This is a genomic window from Marinobacter shunpengi (genome assembly GCF_045449695.1).
GTDB lineage: Bacteria > Pseudomonadota > Gammaproteobacteria > Pseudomonadales > Oleiphilaceae > Marinobacter.
On the sequence record NZ_JBJJKZ010000017.1, the window covers coordinates 1 to 18,759 of the forward strand.

Genomic DNA, 18,759 nt, shown 5'->3' on the forward strand with positions numbered 1-18,759 from the left:
CCTCACCCCGGCCCTCTCCCTCCAGGGGAGAGGGAGAAGTAACCCGCAACCTTTAAGGGTAAGCACCTCTCTGCTTCCCCCTGAATCTCCTGCAACGCGAAGTCTCCTAATCCCAACGCGTTGTAAAGGAGAGCACCCATGTCCACCGCCCTGGCCGAAGCCCCGCAGGCCGCCACCGAATCCCTTCAGGTTATCAAGCGCAATGGCACCCTGGTCAGCTTCAATGCGTCCAAGATCAGCGTCGCCGTCACCAAGGCCTTCCTGGCCGTGGAAGGTGACCAGGCCGCCGGGTCTGCCCATATCAACCATGCCGTCCAGGATGTCACCGACCAGGTGGTGCAGGCCATCAGCCGACGCCTGAAAGCCGGCGGCAAGGTCCATATCGAGGACATCCAGGACCAGGTGGAACTGGCCCTGATGCGCGGTGGCGAACAGAAAGTGGCCCGGGCCTACGTGCTCTACCGGGAGGAACACGCCCGCCAGCGCGCCATCGATGAGCCCATGGAAGCCCACCCGCACCTCACCGTGAAAAAGGCCAGCGGCGAGATCGCCCCCCTGGACCTGGGCCTGATGAAACTGCAGGTGGAACAGGCTGCCACCGGCCTGGAAGGCATCAACGGCGACTCCCTGGTGGAAGACGCCCTGCGCAACCTCTATGACGGCATCGACGAAACCGAGGTGCTCTCCGCCCTGGTCATGACCGCCCGCGGCCGCATCGAGCAGGAGCCGGACTACAGCGCCGTCACCGCCCGCCTGCTGCTGGAACAGCTCCGCCTGGAAACCACCGGCGCCCTGGGGCTGTCGACCCAGTCGAGCCTCGCCGAGGTCTATCCTCAGGCGCTGACCGCCTTTATCCACGAAGGCATCCGCTACGAACTGCTGGACGAAGCGCTGGCGGCTTTTGACCTGGAACGCCTGGGTGAGGCCCTGCAACCGGAGCGGGACCAGCAGTTCGGCTTCCTGGGCCTGCAGACCCTGTACGACCGCTACTTCCTGCACTGGGACAAGGCGCGGCTGGAACTGCCCCAGGTGTTTTTCATGCGCGTGGCCATGGGCCTGGCCCTGCGGGAGGACGACCCCAACGCCCGCGCCATCGAATTCTATGATCTGCTGTCCAGCTTCGACTACATGGCGTCCACGCCGACCCTGTTCAACAGCGGCACCCGCCACTCCCAGTTGTCCTCCTGCTACCTGACCACCGTGCAGGACGACCTGGAAAGCATCTACGGCGCCATCCGCGACAACGCCATGCTGTCCAAGTGGGCCGGCGGCCTGGGTAACGACTGGACGCCGGTCCGCGCCCTGGGCTCCCACATCAAGGGCACCAACGGCGAGAGCCAGGGCGTGGTGCCCTTCCTAAAGGTGGTCAACGACACCGCCGTCGCCGTGAACCAGGGCGGCAAACGCAAGGGCGCGGTGTGTGCCTACCTGGAAAGCTGGCACCTGGACATTGAGGAGTTCCTCGAACTGCGCAAGAACACCGGCGACGAACGCCGCCGCACCCACGACATGAACACCGCCAACTGGGTGCCGGACCTGCTGATCGAACGCATGCGTAACGACCAGGACTGGACCCTGTTCTCCCCCAGCGACGTGGGCGACCTGCACGACCTGTATGGCAACGAGTTCCGTGAGCGTTACGAGCACTACGAGGCGCTGGCGGAGCAGGGCCGGATCAGACTGTCCAAGAAGGTCTCCGCCAAGCAGCTCTGGCGCAAGATGCTTACCGTACTGTTCGAGACCGGACACCCCTGGATCACCTTCAAGGACCCCTGCAACCTGCGCTCGCCCCAGCAGCACCGGGGCGTGGTCCACAGCTCCAACCTGTGCACCGAGATCACCCTCAACACCAGCGAGGACGAGATCGCCGTATGCAACCTGGGCTCCGTCAACCTGGCCGCCCACGTGAAAGACGGCGAGCTGGACGTACAGCGCCTGGAGCGCACCGTCAGCCGCGCCGTCCGCATGCTCGATAACGTCATCGACATCAACTACTACGCCGTGCCCCAGGCGAAGAATTCCAACCTCAGGCACCGCCCGGTGGGCCTGGGCCTGATGGGCTTCCAGGACGCCCTCTACAAACTGGGTCTGCCCTACGCCAGCCCGGAAGCCGTTGAATTCGCTGATGTGTCCATGGAACAGCTCAGCTATTTCGCCCTCCGCGCCTCCGCTGAACTGGCCGGCGAGCGCGGAGCCTATGAGAGCTACGAAGGTTCCCTGTGGCACCAGGGCATCCTGCCCATCGACTCCCTGAAACTGTTGAAGGAAAACCGCCGGGAAGGGGACGCCAATATTGGCAGCGCCACCCGCCTGGACTGGGCGCCGGTGCGCGAGCTCATCGCCAGGAACGGCATGCGTAACAGCAACGTCATGGCGATCGCCCCGACTGCCACCATCTCCAACATCGTTGGCGTGTCCCAGTCCATCGAACCGGCGTACCAGAACCTGTTCGTCAAATCGAACCTGTCCGGCGAGTTCACCGTGGTGAATCCCTCCCTGGTCCGAGACCTAAAGGCCGAGGGCTTGTGGGACAACGTCATGGTTAACGACCTCAAGTACTTCGACGGCAGCGTGCAGCAGATCGACCGCATCCCCGACGAGCTCAAGGCCCGCTACGCCACCGCCTTCGAGATCGACGCCCGCTGGCTGGTTGAAGCCGCCGCCCGCCGCCAGAAATGGCTCGACCAGGCCCAGAGCCTCAATCTCTACATGGCCGAACCCAACGGCCGCAAGCTGGACGACCTGTACCAGCTGGCCTGGGAACGCGGCCTGAAAACCACCTACTACCTGCGCTCCCTGGGCGCCACGGGCGCTGAAAAGACGGCACCGGTCGCCGCGCCACAGCCGCAGGTATGCAGCATCGACGATCCTGACTGCGAAGCGTGTCAGTAACCGCTTAAGCTGGCAGGTATACCGGCAGCTTCGATGTAACCATCCCCTCTCCCCTGGAGGGAGAGGGCCAGGGAGAGGGGGAAGGCGGCCAAGCTGCGGAGTTAATGTCCCCACCCTCTCCCCAACCCCTCTCCCGTCAAGGGAGAGGGGCTAACACCGGCATTCTGGTAGCCCGTTTTCCAAAGGAGATCCCCCATGCTTAACTGGGACGACGAACCAAAACCCGAAAGCAAACCCACCAACACCGAAGGCCCAACCCCGGTCAACGTCGACGACAAACGCGTTATCAACGGCGAAACCGACATCAACCAGCTGGCCCCGTTCAAGTACCCCTGGGCCTGGGAGTACTTCATGAACGCTAACAAGAACCACTGGACCCCCCTGGACGTCAACATGGCCCAGGACGTCCACGACTACCACCACCGCCTCAACCCGGCGGAAAAACACGTCTACGAGAACGTACTGGCCTACCTCACCACCTCCGACATCCTCGCCATGCGCAACATCGGCCTGGCCGTCATGGAAAAGATGAGCGCCCCGGAACTGCAGATCTACCAGGCCCGCCAGGTCTACGAGGAAGCCATGCACACCTGGGCCTACCAGCACTGCATCGAAACCCTCAACCTCGACCAGAGCGAAATCTACAACCGCTACCGCGTGGTGCCGGCCATCAACGGCAAGATCCAGATGGCCAACCGCCGCCTGGACGCTGCCATGCGCTCCGACATGAACCTGCGTAACCGCGACGACCTGCAGGAGTTCATCATGTCCTACCTGTTCTTCGCCGCCGTGTTCGAGGGCGCCTGGTTCTACAACGGCTTCAGCCCCATCTTTGCCCTGCAACGCCGGGGCCTGATGCGCGGCACCGGTGAACAGCTCCAGTACATCCTGCGGGACGAGGCCATGCACTTCTCCTTCGGCCTGAAAGTGGTCAACCAGATCCTGGAGGAAGAAAACATCACCCTCGACCCCAAAGCCGTGCGCGACATGTGGGACGAGTCCGAAGCCGCCGAGCGGGACTACGCCAACTACATCCTGCGGGACCCGATCCTGGGGTACTCCGCCGAGTACCACCACGAGCAGTTCCGCTTCGTGGCCAACCGCCGCGCACGCACCGTGGGCCTGGAAGAACCCTTCCCCGGGGCGAAGAACGTCTCCCCCTGGCTGGACGAACAGGCCACCATGCGCAAGGAGAAGAACTTCTTCGAGACCCGGGTGATCGAGTACCAGACCGGGGCGCAACTGGAGTGGTAAGCAGGGACCATCGGGCGTCGGGGAATAGCACCGGCCCCCGATGGCAGATGGATTGGGATCTGTGATGTCGGTTCTTGAAATGATTCACTTGTCGCTGCAAACTGCTCGCTGAAGATTGTCGCCTGGCGATCTTCAGGGAACAGGTGTAGCACAAGGAATAGTGGAAGCACGCATTAACTTTTTCCTTGTACGTTGTCGACCCCTGCCGCCTCTTCGGTGCTACTAGCGATTTAACAAGGAACTGTTATGCGTGATGATCTGCTCATCCCCATCGTTTTTCCGGAGTACCTTATTTCCGTCCCAACACCCAGAAGAAATGTGGACTTCCTCCCTTGGTTTGAGTTCGACGATTTCTCCATCCCCGCCACAAAGTGGTTGAAAAAGCCGGCTTTGAAACACCGTGGATGATAGATCCAAGACCAAATTCATACATCGGCGAATTCCGGGATGACTATGTGGATCTGAACTTTGCACCAAAAAACCGCGTCCTGGAAATCGAAGGCAGGGGGGCTATCAACCAATGAAGACCGTTCTGGTTGTAATGCTGATTTTTATGCTATCAGCCTGTGATGTGGTGCCTGTATCCGATCCGAAAAAGCCAGCGACAGTACCTGAATCCGCTTTCTGGGTGGGCGGCGACGATGGCGGTGTGTTTGTGACGGTTTCCAAAAAGGGAGAATCCTATCAGGGCACTATCTACTGGCAAGATGGTGAAATCTGGTACGAAGGCCCCCTTGAGTTTTCGGGCGAGAAAGGTAAAGAACCCGATATTGATGACCCGGAAATCTACATGGGGTGGGATGGTGACGACCTTCTACTCCAAGGTGGGGAGGCACTCAGTATTCCCTAGGTTATGTTGCTGACCCTTTGAAACTAAACCATCATGCTGGCATGCGGCAGGGACTTTGTCGAAGCAAAATTCAATAGTCCGGAATACGGTGACTATCAGAGGGAACAGCAGAAAAGCACTGACCGCATCAACGATGTAACGGATGTGTTGTGGGCGGTGTTGGGTGTTCGGCGTAGAAGGTAGACTGTCTGGAAAACTCTATTCAGTGAACCTTCATGCCAAGACAGTTCTACCGCCGCGGCCCTGACCACCGCGGCGGCGCCACCGTTACCTTCCTGCACGTTCGGCGACGATTCCAGTTCCGCACCGTCGAGATCGGCCGCTGGGTCACCGAACCGGAAAAACAGCGCAGCGCGGCCCTGTTCTACGACGCCCTGTGCGACCTGATGACCATCCTCGGCGGCACCGAAAGCCTTATCTCCCTGCGCGGCACCCTGGCCCTGCAATACGGCATCGGCGGCCAGCCCGGCGTGTCCGCCCACTACACCCCCGCCACCCGCAGCTTCGCCCTGGCCAAGAACGCCGGCCCCGGCAGCATCGCCCACGAATGGTTCCACGCCTTCGACCACTACATTGCCGACAAACTGTTCGAGCGCAGCGGCAAGGGCGCCTTCGGCTCCACTCTCTGGCTGACCCGCGACGACGCCATCCAGCACCCCCTCAACCAACGGTTGGAGGCCTGCTACCAGGCCATCCTGCTCAACGACACAGGCACCGAACCCAGCGAGCTCTTTCAAAAGTCCGTAGTGGCAGACAAGGCCGCCGGCGTCCACTACTTCAGCAAGCCCGAAGAACTCTGCGCCCGGGCCTTCGAAGCCTTTGTGCAGGACGCCGACTGCAAGAACGACTTCCTGGTAAAAGGCACCCGGGAAACCGACGAGGCAAAAATGGGCCTGTACCCGCAGGGACCCCAACGGGAGGTTATCAACGCCGCCTTCCGGGATTACTTCTCAAGCCTCGGGCGGGCATTGCAGCGCACGGATACCTGAGGGCCGGAGTTAAGCGAACGCGTTCGTAAAACTACGTAAATTGCACAGGAAATGCTAATAACCATCTGATAGGGTTGAAAGTAGAAGGTGGACCTGTGGAGTTATACGGCCATTGATACTCTCCGGGAGTGGTCCGTGCCGGGGCGTATAACTCCGGCGGAATCCGTGGGGCGAGTCTTAATCTTATGAATTACGAGCGTTTTCCGGGATCCATGGTTGGCCGATTTTTGGAATTATACGAACGGGTGTTATACGAATGTGTTCGTATAATTAGCTGTTAAACATAGGTATCTCACGTGAATCGAGGCGAATTTGAGGTCTATAAGCTCCGCTACGACCGGGCCGAAAAATACCTCCCAGAATCCGACGATATGACGTTGATTACGCTCAAGGGGCACTTGCTCGTGGAGGAGGTGCTTGAGGATATCGTCCTTCAATATTGCCGCGAACCTGAGGTGATCTCAAAGATTCGAATCACGTTTTTTTTGAAGCTCCGGCTTGCACAGGCTCTCGTTGGTTCGGATCGAGTTCCCGAATTGTTATGGAAGTTGGCTGAAGCTCTAAATTCACTGCGGAATGAGCTGTCTCACCAGCTTGATAGTCCAAAGGTTGAAAAGAAATTCGACGAAGTTATCAAGCTGTACGAGGAAGTTCAGAAGCTCGACCCTGAAATGAGCCGCCTTGCAAAACTCAGAGTCGCAATCGGCTTCATGCTTGGCGCACTATGCTACGTTGAAGGCAAGCTAAAAACCGGAGAATTTCAGACACTCGCGGAATGTCGAAATGTTTAACAAGTCAATGTTGCCGGACAGTTTCTCCGTGGCTTCGCCACTCCAAAACTGCCGCAAATTTCGGCGTTAGCTCTCCCAACACAACAAGGAAGCATCGTGAAATTTGATTTTTCAGCACAGTTTCTCCGAGTTAATCCACCAGACACAAGCTTTGGTGACGCCTGGGAGTCACTTTGCTTTGCTTTGTTGGATGCGGAACTTAATGATTCTTCCTTGATTCGGCTTCGGCCACCCGATAAGGGGGTAGACATACTTCACAGGAATGCACAAAGAGCTTTTCAGTGTAAGAGTAATGAACAAGGCGCATTTGGGTCTCTAAGTTCAACTGAAAGTATAAAATCCCTACGCACTGCCTTTGCAGAGAAACAAAGGCTCTCATGGGAAGCTTTCGCGTTTGCCACAAACGCTAATTATACTGGCAGTGCGTTCACGTCAATTATAGATGCAGCTAAAGACCTGGGTCTAAACGACAAGCAAATCGAATTTCTAGGCCCAGAGCATTGGGATAAGCTTTGTGTGCGCCACGCAAATTTAATCTCCGATCGGTTTGACTATAGAATTCCTGTTGCGAAAGAGCGCGTAGCTCAAGCATTTGAAAATCAACGTTACTTTCCACAATACGTATCGCAATATACATCAGAAGTTAAGAATTCGAGCTTGGTCATGCGCGTCTCCAACAATCGAACTCCCGCGATACTAGAAGTTCCGTTTTCTCCAGATCTCACTGTTGAACATCTTGTCGATGTTGTTAAGGATTTGCTTGGTGTTTCGCTTGAATGGACTAATTATCAGGATTTAGGTACGTCTGCTGGGCCTTCAATATCACTGACGTTAGACAAGAAAAAACAATCATTCAACAAAAAGATCGGCGAGCTAAATCTAGGTCAGGAAAACGAATTAGAATTTTGGATCACCATTGTGTGGCGTGACCAAGAAAAGAACGACGCAACAGAATCAAAGACACACATGAAGCGTTTTAACCTCGAATATCTTAGCGAGTTCAAAACTATAAGCAGGGGTTCTATTTCTTATGGTGAGAGAAAAGAAAAAACCATTTCGCGTTCAAAAGAGATTGTTGAAAACATGCTGTGGAATGGTGTGAGGCAACTAAAAATTGGCTAACAAGTGACTGTGGTGTCAAACTCATTAATTAGGCCATATTTTCACGCCATGGCTCACCGTTTTTCATCATGGTATTGAGCACCACGATCATCTTTCTCATGCAGGCGATGAGGGCGACTTTCGGCATCTTCCCCTGGGCTTTCAGGCGCTCGTAGAATCGCTTGAACACGGGGTTGCACTGGATCGATGAGAGCATGGCCATGAACATCACCGTGCGTACTCTGTGGCGTCCTCCCCGTATCCGTCGCTTGCCGTTGAGCTTGCCACTGTCCCGGTTAATAGGTGCGACCCCGACCAGGGCAGCAATCTCCTTTCGGTTGAGAGAGCCAAGCTCTGGCAGCTCACTGAGCAACGTATAGGCAAGCACTTTGCCGACGCCGGGGACACTGGTCAGGATTTCGGTTTTGGTTCGCCAGTGATCCACTTTGGCCACTTCCTGTTCGATCTGCCGGGTGATGGTGTCGATCTGATTCTGGAGCACTCGGAGCAGGGTTTTGATGGAGCGATGGAGTGATTTTGGCATGATCTGGAGACGGTTTTTCTCCATGGTGGACATCTCCAAAAGCTGTGCCCGTCGTGCCAGGAGGTCTTTGATTTTCTGAGAGGTTTTGTCCGGGATCGGTCTGAACTCCGGCTTGATGGTGGCGGCATATCGGGCGATGACCTGGGCATCGATCCGGTCGGTTTTCGCCAGCACACCGATGGCCTGGGCGTAGCGGCGGACACTGATGGGATTGACGACAATGATCGGTAATCCCGCCTGGTGGCAGGCTGACACCAGGGCATGCTCGTAGCGCCCGGTGGCTTCGACAACGATACGCTCGATGTCGTACTTCTTCAGGACCTGGACCAGATGGCGGATGTAGGCGTCGTTATTGGGAAAGGAATGCGATTGTCCGGTGGGGTGGATGGCAACGTCCAGGTTGGCTTTGCCGACGTCGATACCGATGTTGACTGGGGTTTGGACTTCCGTGTGTTTCATAATAAGCTGACTCTGCCTTGCTATACGGGCTCGAGGCCCCGATGACTGTTCGAGTTATCGCTTGAGAGTCATGCAGCGCTACGCACTTGTTATCGGTCTCTCGAAAGAGGAGCCGTCGCTACACCGAGCTGCTGCATGAAGGCCCCCAGTGGCCGCTGGGGGTGGGCCTCAATTTACCCAAACACGGCAGAAATTATCCATACAAGTAGTTGCAGTTCGTTCTGGACTTCCCCCACTCTAATGGACACGCATCGATAACTCCGCAAGAGGAGCAGAGCGATGCCAGAGATGATCACGGGGAAGAAAACTCAGCAGTACAGCACTGAGTTCAAGGTCAAAGCGGTGGAATGGAGCCACCAGGCCCACCGGAGCGTGAAGGGCGTAGCCGAAGCGCTGGATATTCACCCTTTCATGCTGTCACGCTGGCGCAAGGAATACCGAGAGGGAAAGTTCGCCATGAAACGGGTCAAGAAAGCGCCAGCCGACGCTAAGCAGAAGGTCCAGGAACAGGATGAGATCGCCCGCCTGAAACGCCGGATATCGGAGCTTCAGGAGGAAAATGACATCCTAAAAAAGTTTCAACGTTTTCAGGCCGAGGAACGACGGAAGCATTCCGGTTCGTCTGGAAGCACCGAGGGGAACACGGAGTAAAGGCGCTGTGTCGTCACCTGAACATCTCGCGGTCTGGTTACTATGCCTGGGCAAACCGGAAGCCCAGTCAGAGAGCGTCTGAGAATGCCCAGTTACTGTTGAAAGTCCGCAAGGTCTACAACGACAGCAAGGGTCGCTATGGCAGCCCCAGGGTCTATCAGGCGCTGCGCCGTGAAGGTCTCGTTGTGGGTGAGAACCGGGTGGCCAGATTGATGCGGGAATGGGGCATGAAGGCCCGTGTCGCACGCGTCTATCGACGCATGACGAAACGACGGGATGACCTGAAGGCCCTGCCTAATCATCGACTGGAGGCTGACAAGCCGACGGCAGTGAACCAGCACTGGAGCAGTGACGTCACCTACATCAAGCTGGGTAAGAAGTACGTGTTCCTGGCGGTCGTGCTGGACCTGTTCTCACGACGCATCATCAGCTGGCGATTGGGCGAAAACCTGAGCGCAGACTTTGCCAAGGCAACGCTGCGAGAAGCTTTTACAAGCCGGCAACCGGCACCGGACCTGCTGTTCCATACCGATCGTGGTATCGAATACCGGGCGCACAAAACCCAGGCGCTGCTGAACCAACATCGGGTACGGCACAGCATGAACCGCCCAGGGCAATGTACGGACAATGCCGAGGTGGAGTCCTTCTTCAAGACCCTGAAGGGAGAATTGCTGCACGCCACCAGCTTCGTGACGTTGAGACAATTACGAAAGCACATCAAGGACTATATTGAAGGCTTCTATAACAGCCACCGGTTGCACAGTGGCCTTAGTTACCGGACTCCGATAGAGTTCAAGGGGATTAACTGATGGGGCGTGTCCATTTTATTGGGGGAAGTCCAACGCACCTACGCTGCCGCTCCGTTGCGCCGCAAAGCCAAGCGTTAAACGTATAGGTCAGGCTAGGCCCTATGAGTCCAAAAATCACGATGGCCATATGCGGGGGATTGATGTTCGGTGTCTCCGTCCCCGTCATTTTCGCTGCGTGGGGAAACGCTCCTGCGCTTCTGGTTGGCGTTGCCATGCTTCTCAGTGGAGGGTTGTTGGTAGCTTCTATTCACCATGCGAGAACCAGCTATCAATTGTTGCTACTTGCAATAAACGCCTTGCTAGCAATTGCTATATTGATCGGGATTCTGCTTATCAACCCCCATACATTCCTGGTCGTTTGGTCTTCACTCGTCATCTTGCTGTCGGGCGTCAGTGCTTGGGCCTTAAGGCGCGCCAGTTCCGTTTAACCAGGCCAAGCACGGGGACAGCTTTTCCGTTCCGGCTTCGCCTCCACTACAAAGCTGTCCGTGTTGGCAGCGTTAGATGTTCGAGTTCGCAATTAAGCATGGAGAGTTGAAGTTGCAAGAGATTAACCTATCGAAACATAAAAATTGGATTGCATTGGTAATAACTGGTGTTATCTCGGCACCGATAATCCCTCTTGGTGCCGGGCCTGATATGTACATCCTTCGGGAAAGTCATCTTGTCGACGCAAAGCTACTAGGGATAAAAGAAGCCTTAAAAGGGTCCTTTGAAGATTTTGGTTTTGAAGCTTCAGAAAGGATTACTCTAAACGACCCAAAATTACTTTTGGTTCCAGTTACAGAAATTTCCGATGAAGCAATTAGGAATGCTCTAATTATTGGCGATATGGCGCTAGCATTTTTTAATAGGAAATACTTTTCTGCAAAGGCTAGATTCTTAAATTGGGATAGGAAAGAAGGGCGAGCTATTGGCATTACATATGCCGATGGTGTTATCGCGCCAATCAAGAGCAATTTTTCTCATTCAGGTCCAGCAATCGTTCAAGCAGTAGAGTATGATTTTTGGGATTGGCTTTTAGCGGCTTCTTTGAGAAATGAGCTGTCAGAGCTGGGAGAAGCACTCTACAAGTGCATTGAGTGGGAGAGGGAGTCACAATTCTCATCCCATATTACACACAAGTTCGCGTTTAATTGGATTGGTCTAGAAGCAATGATGCCACAGGGAGAGTGCCAAGAAAGTGCGCTAGTCAGACGTTATTCGCTAATTGTAGGAGCTCCTAGAGGAGCTGATTCTAAGATTATTATGGGTGATGACCTCAAAAAAGGCTTCTTTGAGCAACACAAAAATAAAAACTCAAAGGCATGGGTTAAGTCTATTCAGGAGATGTATCATTACAGGTGTTCTATCTTGCATGATGGCTCAAGTGACTTAAGTTCCGATGAAATAGAGCCTAATAAAGTAGATTGGTTTTATCATCTAACGAAAGCCTTGAATTTTAGAGTTTCAGGCCTTGCAGTTAATGCTCTTGTAGATAATGTAGAAACAATCGAAGATTTTTGGGAAAACTACGTTATTGACTATTTGTATAGTAAGAAGAACCACTGGGCTAATAATGGTATTTTTCATCAAGATCATATAATAGAGTTTGACTGGAAAAATGGCACTTACCCCGACCACATCTAACAAGCGCAGGCATAGGGACAAAATTTCCGCTGCGCTCCAAAATTGCCCATGCTGCGGGCGTTAAGAGTCCGAAGCGATTATGGAATACTGGATAATGGAAACACGAAAATCATCACGGCTTATAATCGTCGACGAATCAGGAAGATTATTGCTATTTTTATACAAAGACGAGCACCAGTCTCCGTTTTGGGCAACAGTTGGAGGAGAGCTGAAGCCCGGTGAAGGCTATACCGATGCGGCGAAGCGGGAGCTGTATGAGGAAACGGGGCTAAGACAGGAGGTCGGAGAGGTGCTTAGAGATCGTGATGAAGTATACGCTGTAGCAAGGTCGGGACCAGCCCGTTGGCTTGAAAAGTACTTCTTGGTTGAATGGCCTTCAGGTGTGGACATATTTGCGGCGAAATGGACGGATGAGGAAAAGAGTACTATTCAAAAATGGAAATGGTGGAGTTTAGAGGAGATGCACGAAGAAAAAGAGTCTCAGTTCAAGCCCGAATGGATTCCTGATTTGCTCCAGTCCGTGCTACGTAAAAGAAATTAACAAGTCTCTCCATTTGACGGCGCTGGGCGGCAAAAATGAGTCAGACCTTAGAAATACCAGGAAATGATCAGATGATTCGGGAGTATAGGCCAGGAGATATTGATCAAATCTTAGAGATTTGGCTATCAGCCTCAATCAAAGCTCATAATTTTATCGCACCTGATTTTTGGCAATCAAAGGTCAACGACATGCGCTATGTATACATCCCAGCATCGGAGACATTCATATTTGAGTCCGAGGGGAAAGTGAACGGATTTTATAGCCTCTATGGAGACAATCTGGCAGCAATCTTTGTGGCTCCAGAATTACAAGGCAAGGGGATAGGTGCTACCTTGCTTGATGACGCGAAGAATAGGCGAAAGAACTTGCAGCTCACCGTTTACAAAGAGAACATTCCGAGCGTTGATTTCTATGAAAAACAGGGGTTTATTCATATGGGTGAGCAAATTGATGAGCATACAGGGCACCCTGAGCTCATCATGGAGTTTCACTCGTAGCAAGTTGGTCCAGTTCTGATGGGCCCTCCACCGGGCGCCCTTTTCTCCGCTTCGCTGCGGAAAGTTCGCCGTTGAACCAACGAGTCAAATGCCGGTAACAGCAAGATCCAGCGCACCAACAATCTGATCTCTGAAATGCGAGAGGGAGCCAATAGGGTTCCTGAGATGCTTTTCAGGTACCGAAGAAACTTGCGGGGTTAACAGCAGCAGTTCCTGATCGGCAAAACTTATTTCCGGGGTGAGTCCTTGCATGGCTTCGTCACCAAAGGCGGACCGTTTGCCCAGCGGTATGACAATGCGGGTTGCCAGGTCGCTCAGGAGTCTGCTCTGAATGTCGACAAGGTAAGGGTAATGCGCCGCAAAACCAGAGTGTTGAACAGGAGGATCTGCGTGAAGGCTATTGGCCTGCTGGCGGTGGTGTCCCTTTTGGCCGTTCTTTTCCCGGTTGGTTGCCTCTACCTGGAGAGTCCGAACCGCTACTATGAGAGCCACGAGGATGCTCTCTATGATGGGATGTGGGTGCCACGCATCTTTCCGTCGGACATCCGGGAGATACACGAGCAGCATAATCTGGATAGCAATGAAGTCTGGTTACGGTTTCGATCAGGTCCCAAGGGTTTTCATCCCCGTGGGCATGGTTTTGTCGAAATCCGGTTGTCGGAGTTACAGGAATTCCGCTCCAGCGATCCATTTATGGTCGGGTGGTGGTTCGACAGTGATGAAGAGCGTCCTTCCCGGAAGCTCTACAAGGGTAGTTGCTACCCCAAACGCGATGCGGGTGGAAAGGTCGCGTTTATCCTTGAAACGCCAGAGTATTTCTACTGGTGGTGCCAACACCCATAGTTGTCCCAACGTCACCGTTAAGAGGCGAAGACTATGGAAATTGTTCCTCTAGCTGACAAGAAGGCGTTCATTCCGGAGTTGGCGGAGCTTCACCATGGCGAGTGGAGTCATTTTAATCCGTCGCTTACTGTGGAAAAGCGGGCTGAAGCAATTGCTAAAGCCGCGGGACGAGAGGGTGTTCCGTCAATATTTGTTGCTATGTCAGGAGATCAATTGGTTGGTTCAGCGGCCCTGGTTCAGCAGGACATGGACACCAGGCGTGATTTATCTCCTTGGCTGGCCGCAGTTTATGTCAAAGAAGGCTTTCGGCATCAAGGAATCGCTACGGAACTGATCGCCCGATGCGAAAGGGAGGCCGTCAAATCAAAGGCTGATACCTGGTACCTCTACACGGAATTCGCGTCCAGGCTCTATGAGAAACTTGGCTGGCGTCATATGGAACGTTGCGAATATAAAGGCGTAATGGTCAGCGTCATGTGTAAACAGATTGCCTGTTAACAATTACAGTACCGGTGCAGGAATCTGGCGGGGCCGCTTAACCAGACACTTGTTTCGTGCATACATGCCAGGGAACAGCTAACCAGGCCGTTCGAGCGCTCTGCAATGCCTGACCTGGCCATCGCAGGTCCATTGCGAACCTACCCCTTCCAGACTGGGCGTTATCTGCCGCGCCAGGTCATTTTGCTTTCTCAGAAACCTCAAAGTTGGACTAGGATGTCAGGGGACGTGATTCGAGCGACCTGATCGTAATGTCGGCGGGTTTGTCTGTGCAGTCGCTGAAGGAACCTTCGACACGCGGTCAATCACCAACAAGGGGCGACTGCTTTGGGGACCCCTTCTGGAAAATCAGGAGCGACCAGCATGGGTAGACTAAATGACAAGGTAGTCGTCATTACGGGTGGGACGGGCGGTATTGGCAAAGTGACCGCAGAGCTGTTTCTGAACGAGGGAGCCTCTGTCGTCGTGGTAGACCTGGACCAGTCAGCCATCGATAAAACCGTGTCAGAACTGGCTGTCCACGGCCCGGTCACTGGCGTCAAGGCGGATGTCAGCAAGGAGGATGAGGTAGCCGCCTACGTAAAAGCCGCCGTCGATACATACGGCCGGATCGATGTGTTCTTCAACAACGCGGGCATCGAGGGCAAAGTGGCCCCCATTCCCGAACAAGCCATCGAAGATTTCGACAAAGTCTTTGGTGTAAACGTCCGGGGGGTGTTTCTCGGGCTCAAACATGTGTTGCCGGTGATGTACCAGCAGAAATCCGGCTCGGTCATCAACATGTCGTCCGTTGCCGGCTTGACTGGCAGTGCAGGCGTTACCCCCTACGTTGGCTCCAAACATGCAGTGGTCGGCATTACCAAGTCAGCCGCCCTGGAGGCAGGCCCCTACAACGTGCGCGTTAATTCGGTTCACCCTTCGCCGGTGAACACTCGCATGATGCGGTCGCTGGAGGAAGGCTTCAACCCGGGACATGGGGCCGAGGCCAAAGCAGCTCTGGAACAGGGGATCCCCCTGGGCCGCTACGCGGAGTCCATTGATATCGCCAACTGCGTCCTCTTCCTGGCGTCGGACGATTCCAGCTTTGTGTCCGGTTCGATGTACCGGATTGATGGCGGGATGTGTGCGGACTGAGTTTCCGCATCACCGGAGTGAGTTGGCGCCCTCGACGGTGCCTGGTTTGTTTGCCGGACCCCGTGACTGGCCCCGCTGCTGTCCGATTTCATACCCGAGGCTTTGCGCTCGGTGCCACATTTGTTGCCTGCAGAAAGCCGCTGATCGTCGGAGACGGGGTCTTTCTCTGTCGGCAGGGAAAGGCAAAGGTTAAATTGAAGAAAGATGGATGGACCGTTGTCACCAGTGATAAGAAACTGTCTGCACAATGGGAGCATACGATTGCCGTAACATCGGATGGTTATGAGGTCCTTACACTCCGAGAGGAGGAGTGTATCCATTAAAGACAGGAGTCTGCTCATGCAGCCGAAAGACATCGTGGCGCAGTTCATCGATCATATCCATGACCAGAGTTTTGACGAGGCGAAGGCCTTGCTGGGTGCTGAGGGGTTTGAGTTTGTAGGCCCGAATATGCGTTTTCTCAGTGCGGATGACATGCTGTCGTACCAGTTTGGTATGGCGGCTATCCAGAAGGACTTGATCGTCCGCCAGCTCAGTGCCGACGGGGAGCACGTGTTTGCCATCCTGGATTACCAGACCCACTTTGAACCGATCGGTGATGTGCGGCTTGCCGTCTGGTTCCGGGTCCAGAACGACAAGATCCAGACGGTCGAAGCCTTCTATAACGCGGCCGTGGTTGAAAACATGCTGGGGGGCAACCTGCCGTCAGCCGACTGAAAAAATGGGGGAATACCAGGCATTCATCCGGCCTCGGCAGGGTTTCGCTATAACGCTGACTACCCCTGGTACAAGGAGACAGCGACGATGATCAAGAGAATCTGGCACGGCTGGACAACCCACGACAATGCCGATAAATACGAGACGCTTCTCAGGGAGGAGATATTTCCGGGCATTGCCGCAAAGAACATCCCGGGCTATCGGGAGATCCAGTTGTTACGTCGGGCACATGACGATGAAGTGGAGTTCATTACGATCATGACGTTTGACTCCCTGGATTCGATCAAGGCGTTTGTTGGTGAGGACCCGACGGCCTCATACGTTCCTGCGAAGGCACAAGAAGTGCTTTCACGATACGACGACCGGTCGCAGCACTATGAAGTCCGGGAGTCTCTTTCCTACTGAGGAAGTTGGTGTTTACAAAGGAGATTGGAAGTCATGGAAGCAAAAGTCGCCGTTTTCGGCCACCTTCGGTTCCCACCGGAAGCCATGGGGGCCGTCAGGCCTCACCTGCTGGAATTCGTGGAGGCCACTCGCCGCCACGATGGCTGTATCGCCTATGACGTTGCCGAGGATCTCACCGATCCGGGGCTGATCCGCTTTTCCGAGCTATGGCCGAGTCAGGAATCCCTGGATGCTCACCTTGTGGCACCGCATATTGGTCCCTGGAGGGACGCGGCGAAGGAGTTGGGCCTGATGGACCGGGTGTTTACGGCCTACGAGGTAACCGCTTCACGCGCTGTTTAAGTCTGACACCGGGCCAGGAGAGCCCGGCCCGGTGCCTTCACCTACTGGAAATGCCAATCAGAAGCGCCGACCAAAGCCCAGGTCCAGTTCCACATCCACCTGGAAGACCGTCGTGGTGCCGCTCACCTCGTTGCCTACCACCAGCAGGGGGCGCCGGTTCGGGCTCTGGTAGGCCGGGATGAACACCAGGTCTTCCGGCCCCAGGTCACCCACCAGCGGATTCACGCTGTCGTCCGGCAGTTCCGCGTCAACGCTGAAATCACGGTTGTTGATGTAGTTGACGAAGCGGACCCGGTAGGGGTTGGTGATGTCGTACACCATGATGCCGCCGACCCGCTCAAGGCCGATAAAGGCGTAGGTATGGCCCCAGATCCGGCCCAGGGTCACGCCTTCCGGCTCGGGGCCCTTGTCGTCGGAGCGGGCATCGAAGGAATCGTTCTCGTCGTTGTTGCTGTTGAAGTCATCCTGCAGCAGCTCCGCCGTGATCATCTCGAAGTCGGCGCCGGAGTCGAACACCAGGTTGCCCCGGGCATCGCGGATGGAGAACGAGCGGGCACCGTAGCTGTAGATCACATCCATGTCGCCGTCGCCATCGGTATCGCCGTTGGCGGTGGTGGTTTTCAGCCGGCCAAGGTTCGCGTCATCCTGGAGCTCCTCGGCGTTGGGGAAGACCTCCGGGTCCAGGGTCAGGTCCTTGACCCGCGTCTCTTCGCTGTAACCGTCATAGTCCCGGGCATCGCCCTCATTGGCGGTCACCACATAGGTCCGACCGAAGAAGCGGTAACTGTCGATGGCGTCCGGCATGTACATGCCCTGGACAGGCCAGTTGGTGATGTTGATACCATCGTCCCGGTTGCTGGCATCCAGCTCGTTGCCATGCAGGCTGTGGTCCTTGGTGCCCAGCGGCTGGATTTCCAGTACCCGGGCCCGTCGGATGTCCACCAGGGCCAGGGCGTTGGCCTCCTGCAGGCTGACCCAGGCAAAGCGTGAGTTACCGGACACGGTGATGTATTCCGGTTCCAGATCCTGGGCCGTGCTGGCGTTGGGGCCGAAGAGGCGCACGCCCCGGGCCCGCAGTTCATCTTCCATGCCGTTGAAGCGGGTGAAGTCGGCGGTGCGTACGGAGGCATTGGTCGCGCCGTGGCGCAGGTCGATGACACTTACTGAGCCTTCCGGGTCGACGGTATAGTCGTCGTTGGGTTCGCCTTCGTTGGCCACCAGAGCGTAGCGGCCGTTCGGGGTGAAGGTCACCATGTCCGGCAGGGCGCCCACGGTCACGGTGTTGATCAGTGACAGGTCCACGGCGTCGTAGAAGGCGACCAGGCCCGGGGCCTGCTTGTCCTCGGCCTCGATGGCTACGGCGACCAGACCCTTGTGCACCGCCACACTGTTGGCGCTGGCGCCCAGGGCGGAGGCATCAATGGTGCTCATCAGGGTGGGGTTGGTGGGGTCGTTGATATCCAGCACATCCACGGTTGTGGCGGCGGCATTGACCTTGAAGATGCGCTGGTTGCGGGGATCGTGGGCGACCACCTCGGCGGCGCTTTCATCGAACACGCCGGTCTGGTGCTGACCAATCGGTTCCAGGGACAGGTTGGGCTGGAAGAACGGTATGGCGTGTGCACCAGTGGACATTGCCAGGCCAAGGCCAAGGGTTAGGGCGGACAACTTCATGGATCCCTCCTGCTTAACGTTATCGAATGTGATGTTGTGTAACGTTAGGTAAATTCCATGACGGTCTGATGACCCTTGGGTGTCAGCGACATATCGGGGTAGGTGGGGCTGGGTTCGTGGTATGGTTTGAGCGCGATAC

20 protein-coding genes and 1 pseudogene are annotated in these 18,759 nt (G+C 55.4%); 18 read left to right on the plus strand and 3 right to left on the minus strand.

Translation table 11 applies throughout. From position 1 onward, the window contains the following. Positions 1-138: 138 nt before the first annotated feature. From ACJO2E_RS15185 to ACJO2E_RS15215, 7 genes are all read left to right on the plus strand, one after another. Positions 139-2,892, plus strand: coding sequence for a ribonucleoside-diphosphate reductase subunit alpha (locus ACJO2E_RS15185; protein ID WP_406964936.1), 2,754 nt, complete (start codon positions 139-141; stop codon positions 2,890-2,892). A 195-nt stretch (positions 2,893-3,087) separates the two neighbouring features. Next, a complete protein-coding gene (locus ACJO2E_RS15190) occupies positions 3,088-4,146 on the plus strand; it encodes a ribonucleotide-diphosphate reductase subunit beta (RefSeq protein WP_406964938.1) in 1,059 nt (352 codons plus the stop codon). Between the two features lie 246 nt (positions 4,147-4,392). Further along, positions 4,393-4,554, plus strand: a complete 162-nt coding sequence (locus tag ACJO2E_RS15195) for a hypothetical protein (RefSeq protein WP_406964939.1) — start codon at positions 4,393-4,395, stop codon at positions 4,552-4,554. Positions 4,555-4,666: 112 nt separating this feature from the next. Then, complete coding sequence (locus ACJO2E_RS15200) at positions 4,667-4,996, plus strand: hypothetical protein (protein WP_406964941.1); 330 nt, start codon at positions 4,667-4,669, stop codon at positions 4,994-4,996. Positions 4,997-5,211: 215 nt separating this feature from the next. Then, positions 5,212-5,985, plus strand: coding sequence for a CLCA_X family protein (locus ACJO2E_RS15205; RefSeq protein WP_406964942.1), 774 nt, complete (start codon positions 5,212-5,214; stop codon positions 5,983-5,985). A gap of 296 nt (positions 5,986-6,281) precedes the next feature. Continuing rightward, positions 6,282-6,776, plus strand: coding sequence for a hypothetical protein (locus ACJO2E_RS15210; protein ID WP_406964943.1), 495 nt, complete (start codon positions 6,282-6,284; stop codon positions 6,774-6,776). Positions 6,777-6,872: 96 nt separating this feature from the next. Then, positions 6,873-7,898: a hypothetical protein gene (locus ACJO2E_RS15215; RefSeq protein ID WP_406964944.1), complete on the plus strand. Its 1,026-nt coding sequence runs from the start codon at positions 6,873-6,875 to the stop codon at positions 7,896-7,898. Between the two features lie 28 nt (positions 7,899-7,926). On the opposite strand, the gene ACJO2E_RS15220 is transcribed toward ACJO2E_RS15215, so the two are convergent. Continuing rightward, positions 7,927-8,880: an IS110 family RNA-guided transposase gene (locus ACJO2E_RS15220; protein WP_406964945.1), complete on the minus strand. Its 954-nt coding sequence runs from the start codon at positions 8,878-8,880 to the stop codon at positions 7,927-7,929. Positions 8,881-9,159: 279 nt separating this feature from the next. On the opposite strand from ACJO2E_RS15220, the gene ACJO2E_RS15225 reads away from it, so the two are divergent. From ACJO2E_RS15225 to ACJO2E_RS15240, 4 genes are all read left to right on the plus strand, one after another. Beyond that, positions 9,160-10,340, plus strand: a protein-coding gene (locus tag ACJO2E_RS15225; RefSeq protein ID WP_406964946.1) for an IS3 family transposase whose coding sequence is annotated in 2 segments (ribosomal slippage) — positions 9,160-9,456 and positions 9,459-10,340 — 1,179 coding nt in all. Because the reading frame shifts where the segments join, the coding sequence is not laid out codon by codon here. 540 nt (positions 10,341-10,880) lie between these two features. Beyond that, positions 10,881-11,969, plus strand: a complete 1,089-nt coding sequence (locus tag ACJO2E_RS15230; protein WP_406964947.1) for a hypothetical protein — start codon at positions 10,881-10,883, stop codon at positions 11,967-11,969. Between the two features lie 79 nt (positions 11,970-12,048). After that, positions 12,049-12,510: an NUDIX hydrolase gene (locus tag ACJO2E_RS15235; protein ID WP_406964949.1), complete on the plus strand. Its 462-nt coding sequence runs from the start codon at positions 12,049-12,051 to the stop codon at positions 12,508-12,510. A gap of 35 nt (positions 12,511-12,545) precedes the next feature. Then, positions 12,546-13,007, plus strand: coding sequence for an N-acetyltransferase (locus tag ACJO2E_RS15240; protein WP_406964950.1), 462 nt, complete (start codon positions 12,546-12,548; stop codon positions 13,005-13,007). A gap of 84 nt (positions 13,008-13,091) precedes the next feature. On the opposite strand, the gene ACJO2E_RS15245 is transcribed toward ACJO2E_RS15240, so the two are convergent. Continuing rightward, positions 13,092-13,340, minus strand: a complete 249-nt coding sequence (locus ACJO2E_RS15245; RefSeq protein WP_406965287.1) for a CcdB family protein — start codon at positions 13,338-13,340, stop codon at positions 13,092-13,094. Between ACJO2E_RS15245 and ACJO2E_RS15250 the strand changes: the two genes are divergently transcribed. From ACJO2E_RS15250 to ACJO2E_RS15280, 7 genes and pseudogenes are all read left to right on the plus strand, one after another. Then, on the plus strand, positions 13,254-13,850 hold the full coding sequence (locus ACJO2E_RS15250) for a YbbD-related protein (RefSeq protein ID WP_406965293.1): 597 nt from the start codon (positions 13,254-13,256) through the stop codon (positions 13,848-13,850). The two genes, ACJO2E_RS15245 and ACJO2E_RS15250, sit on opposite strands and share 87 nt — an antisense overlap. Before the next feature lie 33 nt (positions 13,851-13,883). Continuing rightward, on the plus strand, positions 13,884-14,348 hold the full coding sequence (locus ACJO2E_RS15255) for a GNAT family N-acetyltransferase (RefSeq protein ID WP_406964952.1): 465 nt from the start codon (positions 13,884-13,886) through the stop codon (positions 14,346-14,348). A gap of 363 nt (positions 14,349-14,711) precedes the next feature. Next, positions 14,712-15,482 (plus strand): SDR family NAD(P)-dependent oxidoreductase, encoded by a 771-nt coding sequence (locus ACJO2E_RS15260; protein WP_406964953.1) that lies wholly within the window; start codon positions 14,712-14,714, stop codon positions 15,480-15,482. 197 nt (positions 15,483-15,679) lie between these two features. Next, positions 15,680-15,805: pseudogene (locus tag ACJO2E_RS15265) on the plus strand (type I methionyl aminopeptidase); the annotation flags it as partial. Positions 15,806-15,821: 16 nt separating this feature from the next. Beyond that, complete coding sequence (locus ACJO2E_RS15270; protein ID WP_406964954.1) at positions 15,822-16,199, plus strand: nuclear transport factor 2-like protein; 378 nt, start codon at positions 15,822-15,824, stop codon at positions 16,197-16,199. Between the two features lie 87 nt (positions 16,200-16,286). Beyond that, on the plus strand, positions 16,287-16,604 hold the full coding sequence (locus tag ACJO2E_RS15275) for an antibiotic biosynthesis monooxygenase family protein (protein WP_406964955.1): 318 nt from the start codon (positions 16,287-16,289) through the stop codon (positions 16,602-16,604). A 33-nt stretch (positions 16,605-16,637) separates the two neighbouring features. Next, entirely contained in the window at positions 16,638-16,946 is a 309-nt protein-coding gene (locus ACJO2E_RS15280) for a putative quinol monooxygenase (RefSeq protein ID WP_406964956.1), read from the plus strand. A 57-nt stretch (positions 16,947-17,003) separates the two neighbouring features. Here the strand turns inward: ACJO2E_RS15280 and ACJO2E_RS15285 are convergent, their stop codons facing one another. Further along, complete coding sequence (locus tag ACJO2E_RS15285) at positions 17,004-18,620, minus strand: choice-of-anchor I family protein (RefSeq protein WP_406964958.1); 1,617 nt, start codon at positions 18,618-18,620, stop codon at positions 17,004-17,006. Positions 18,621-18,759: the final 139 nt, after the last annotated feature.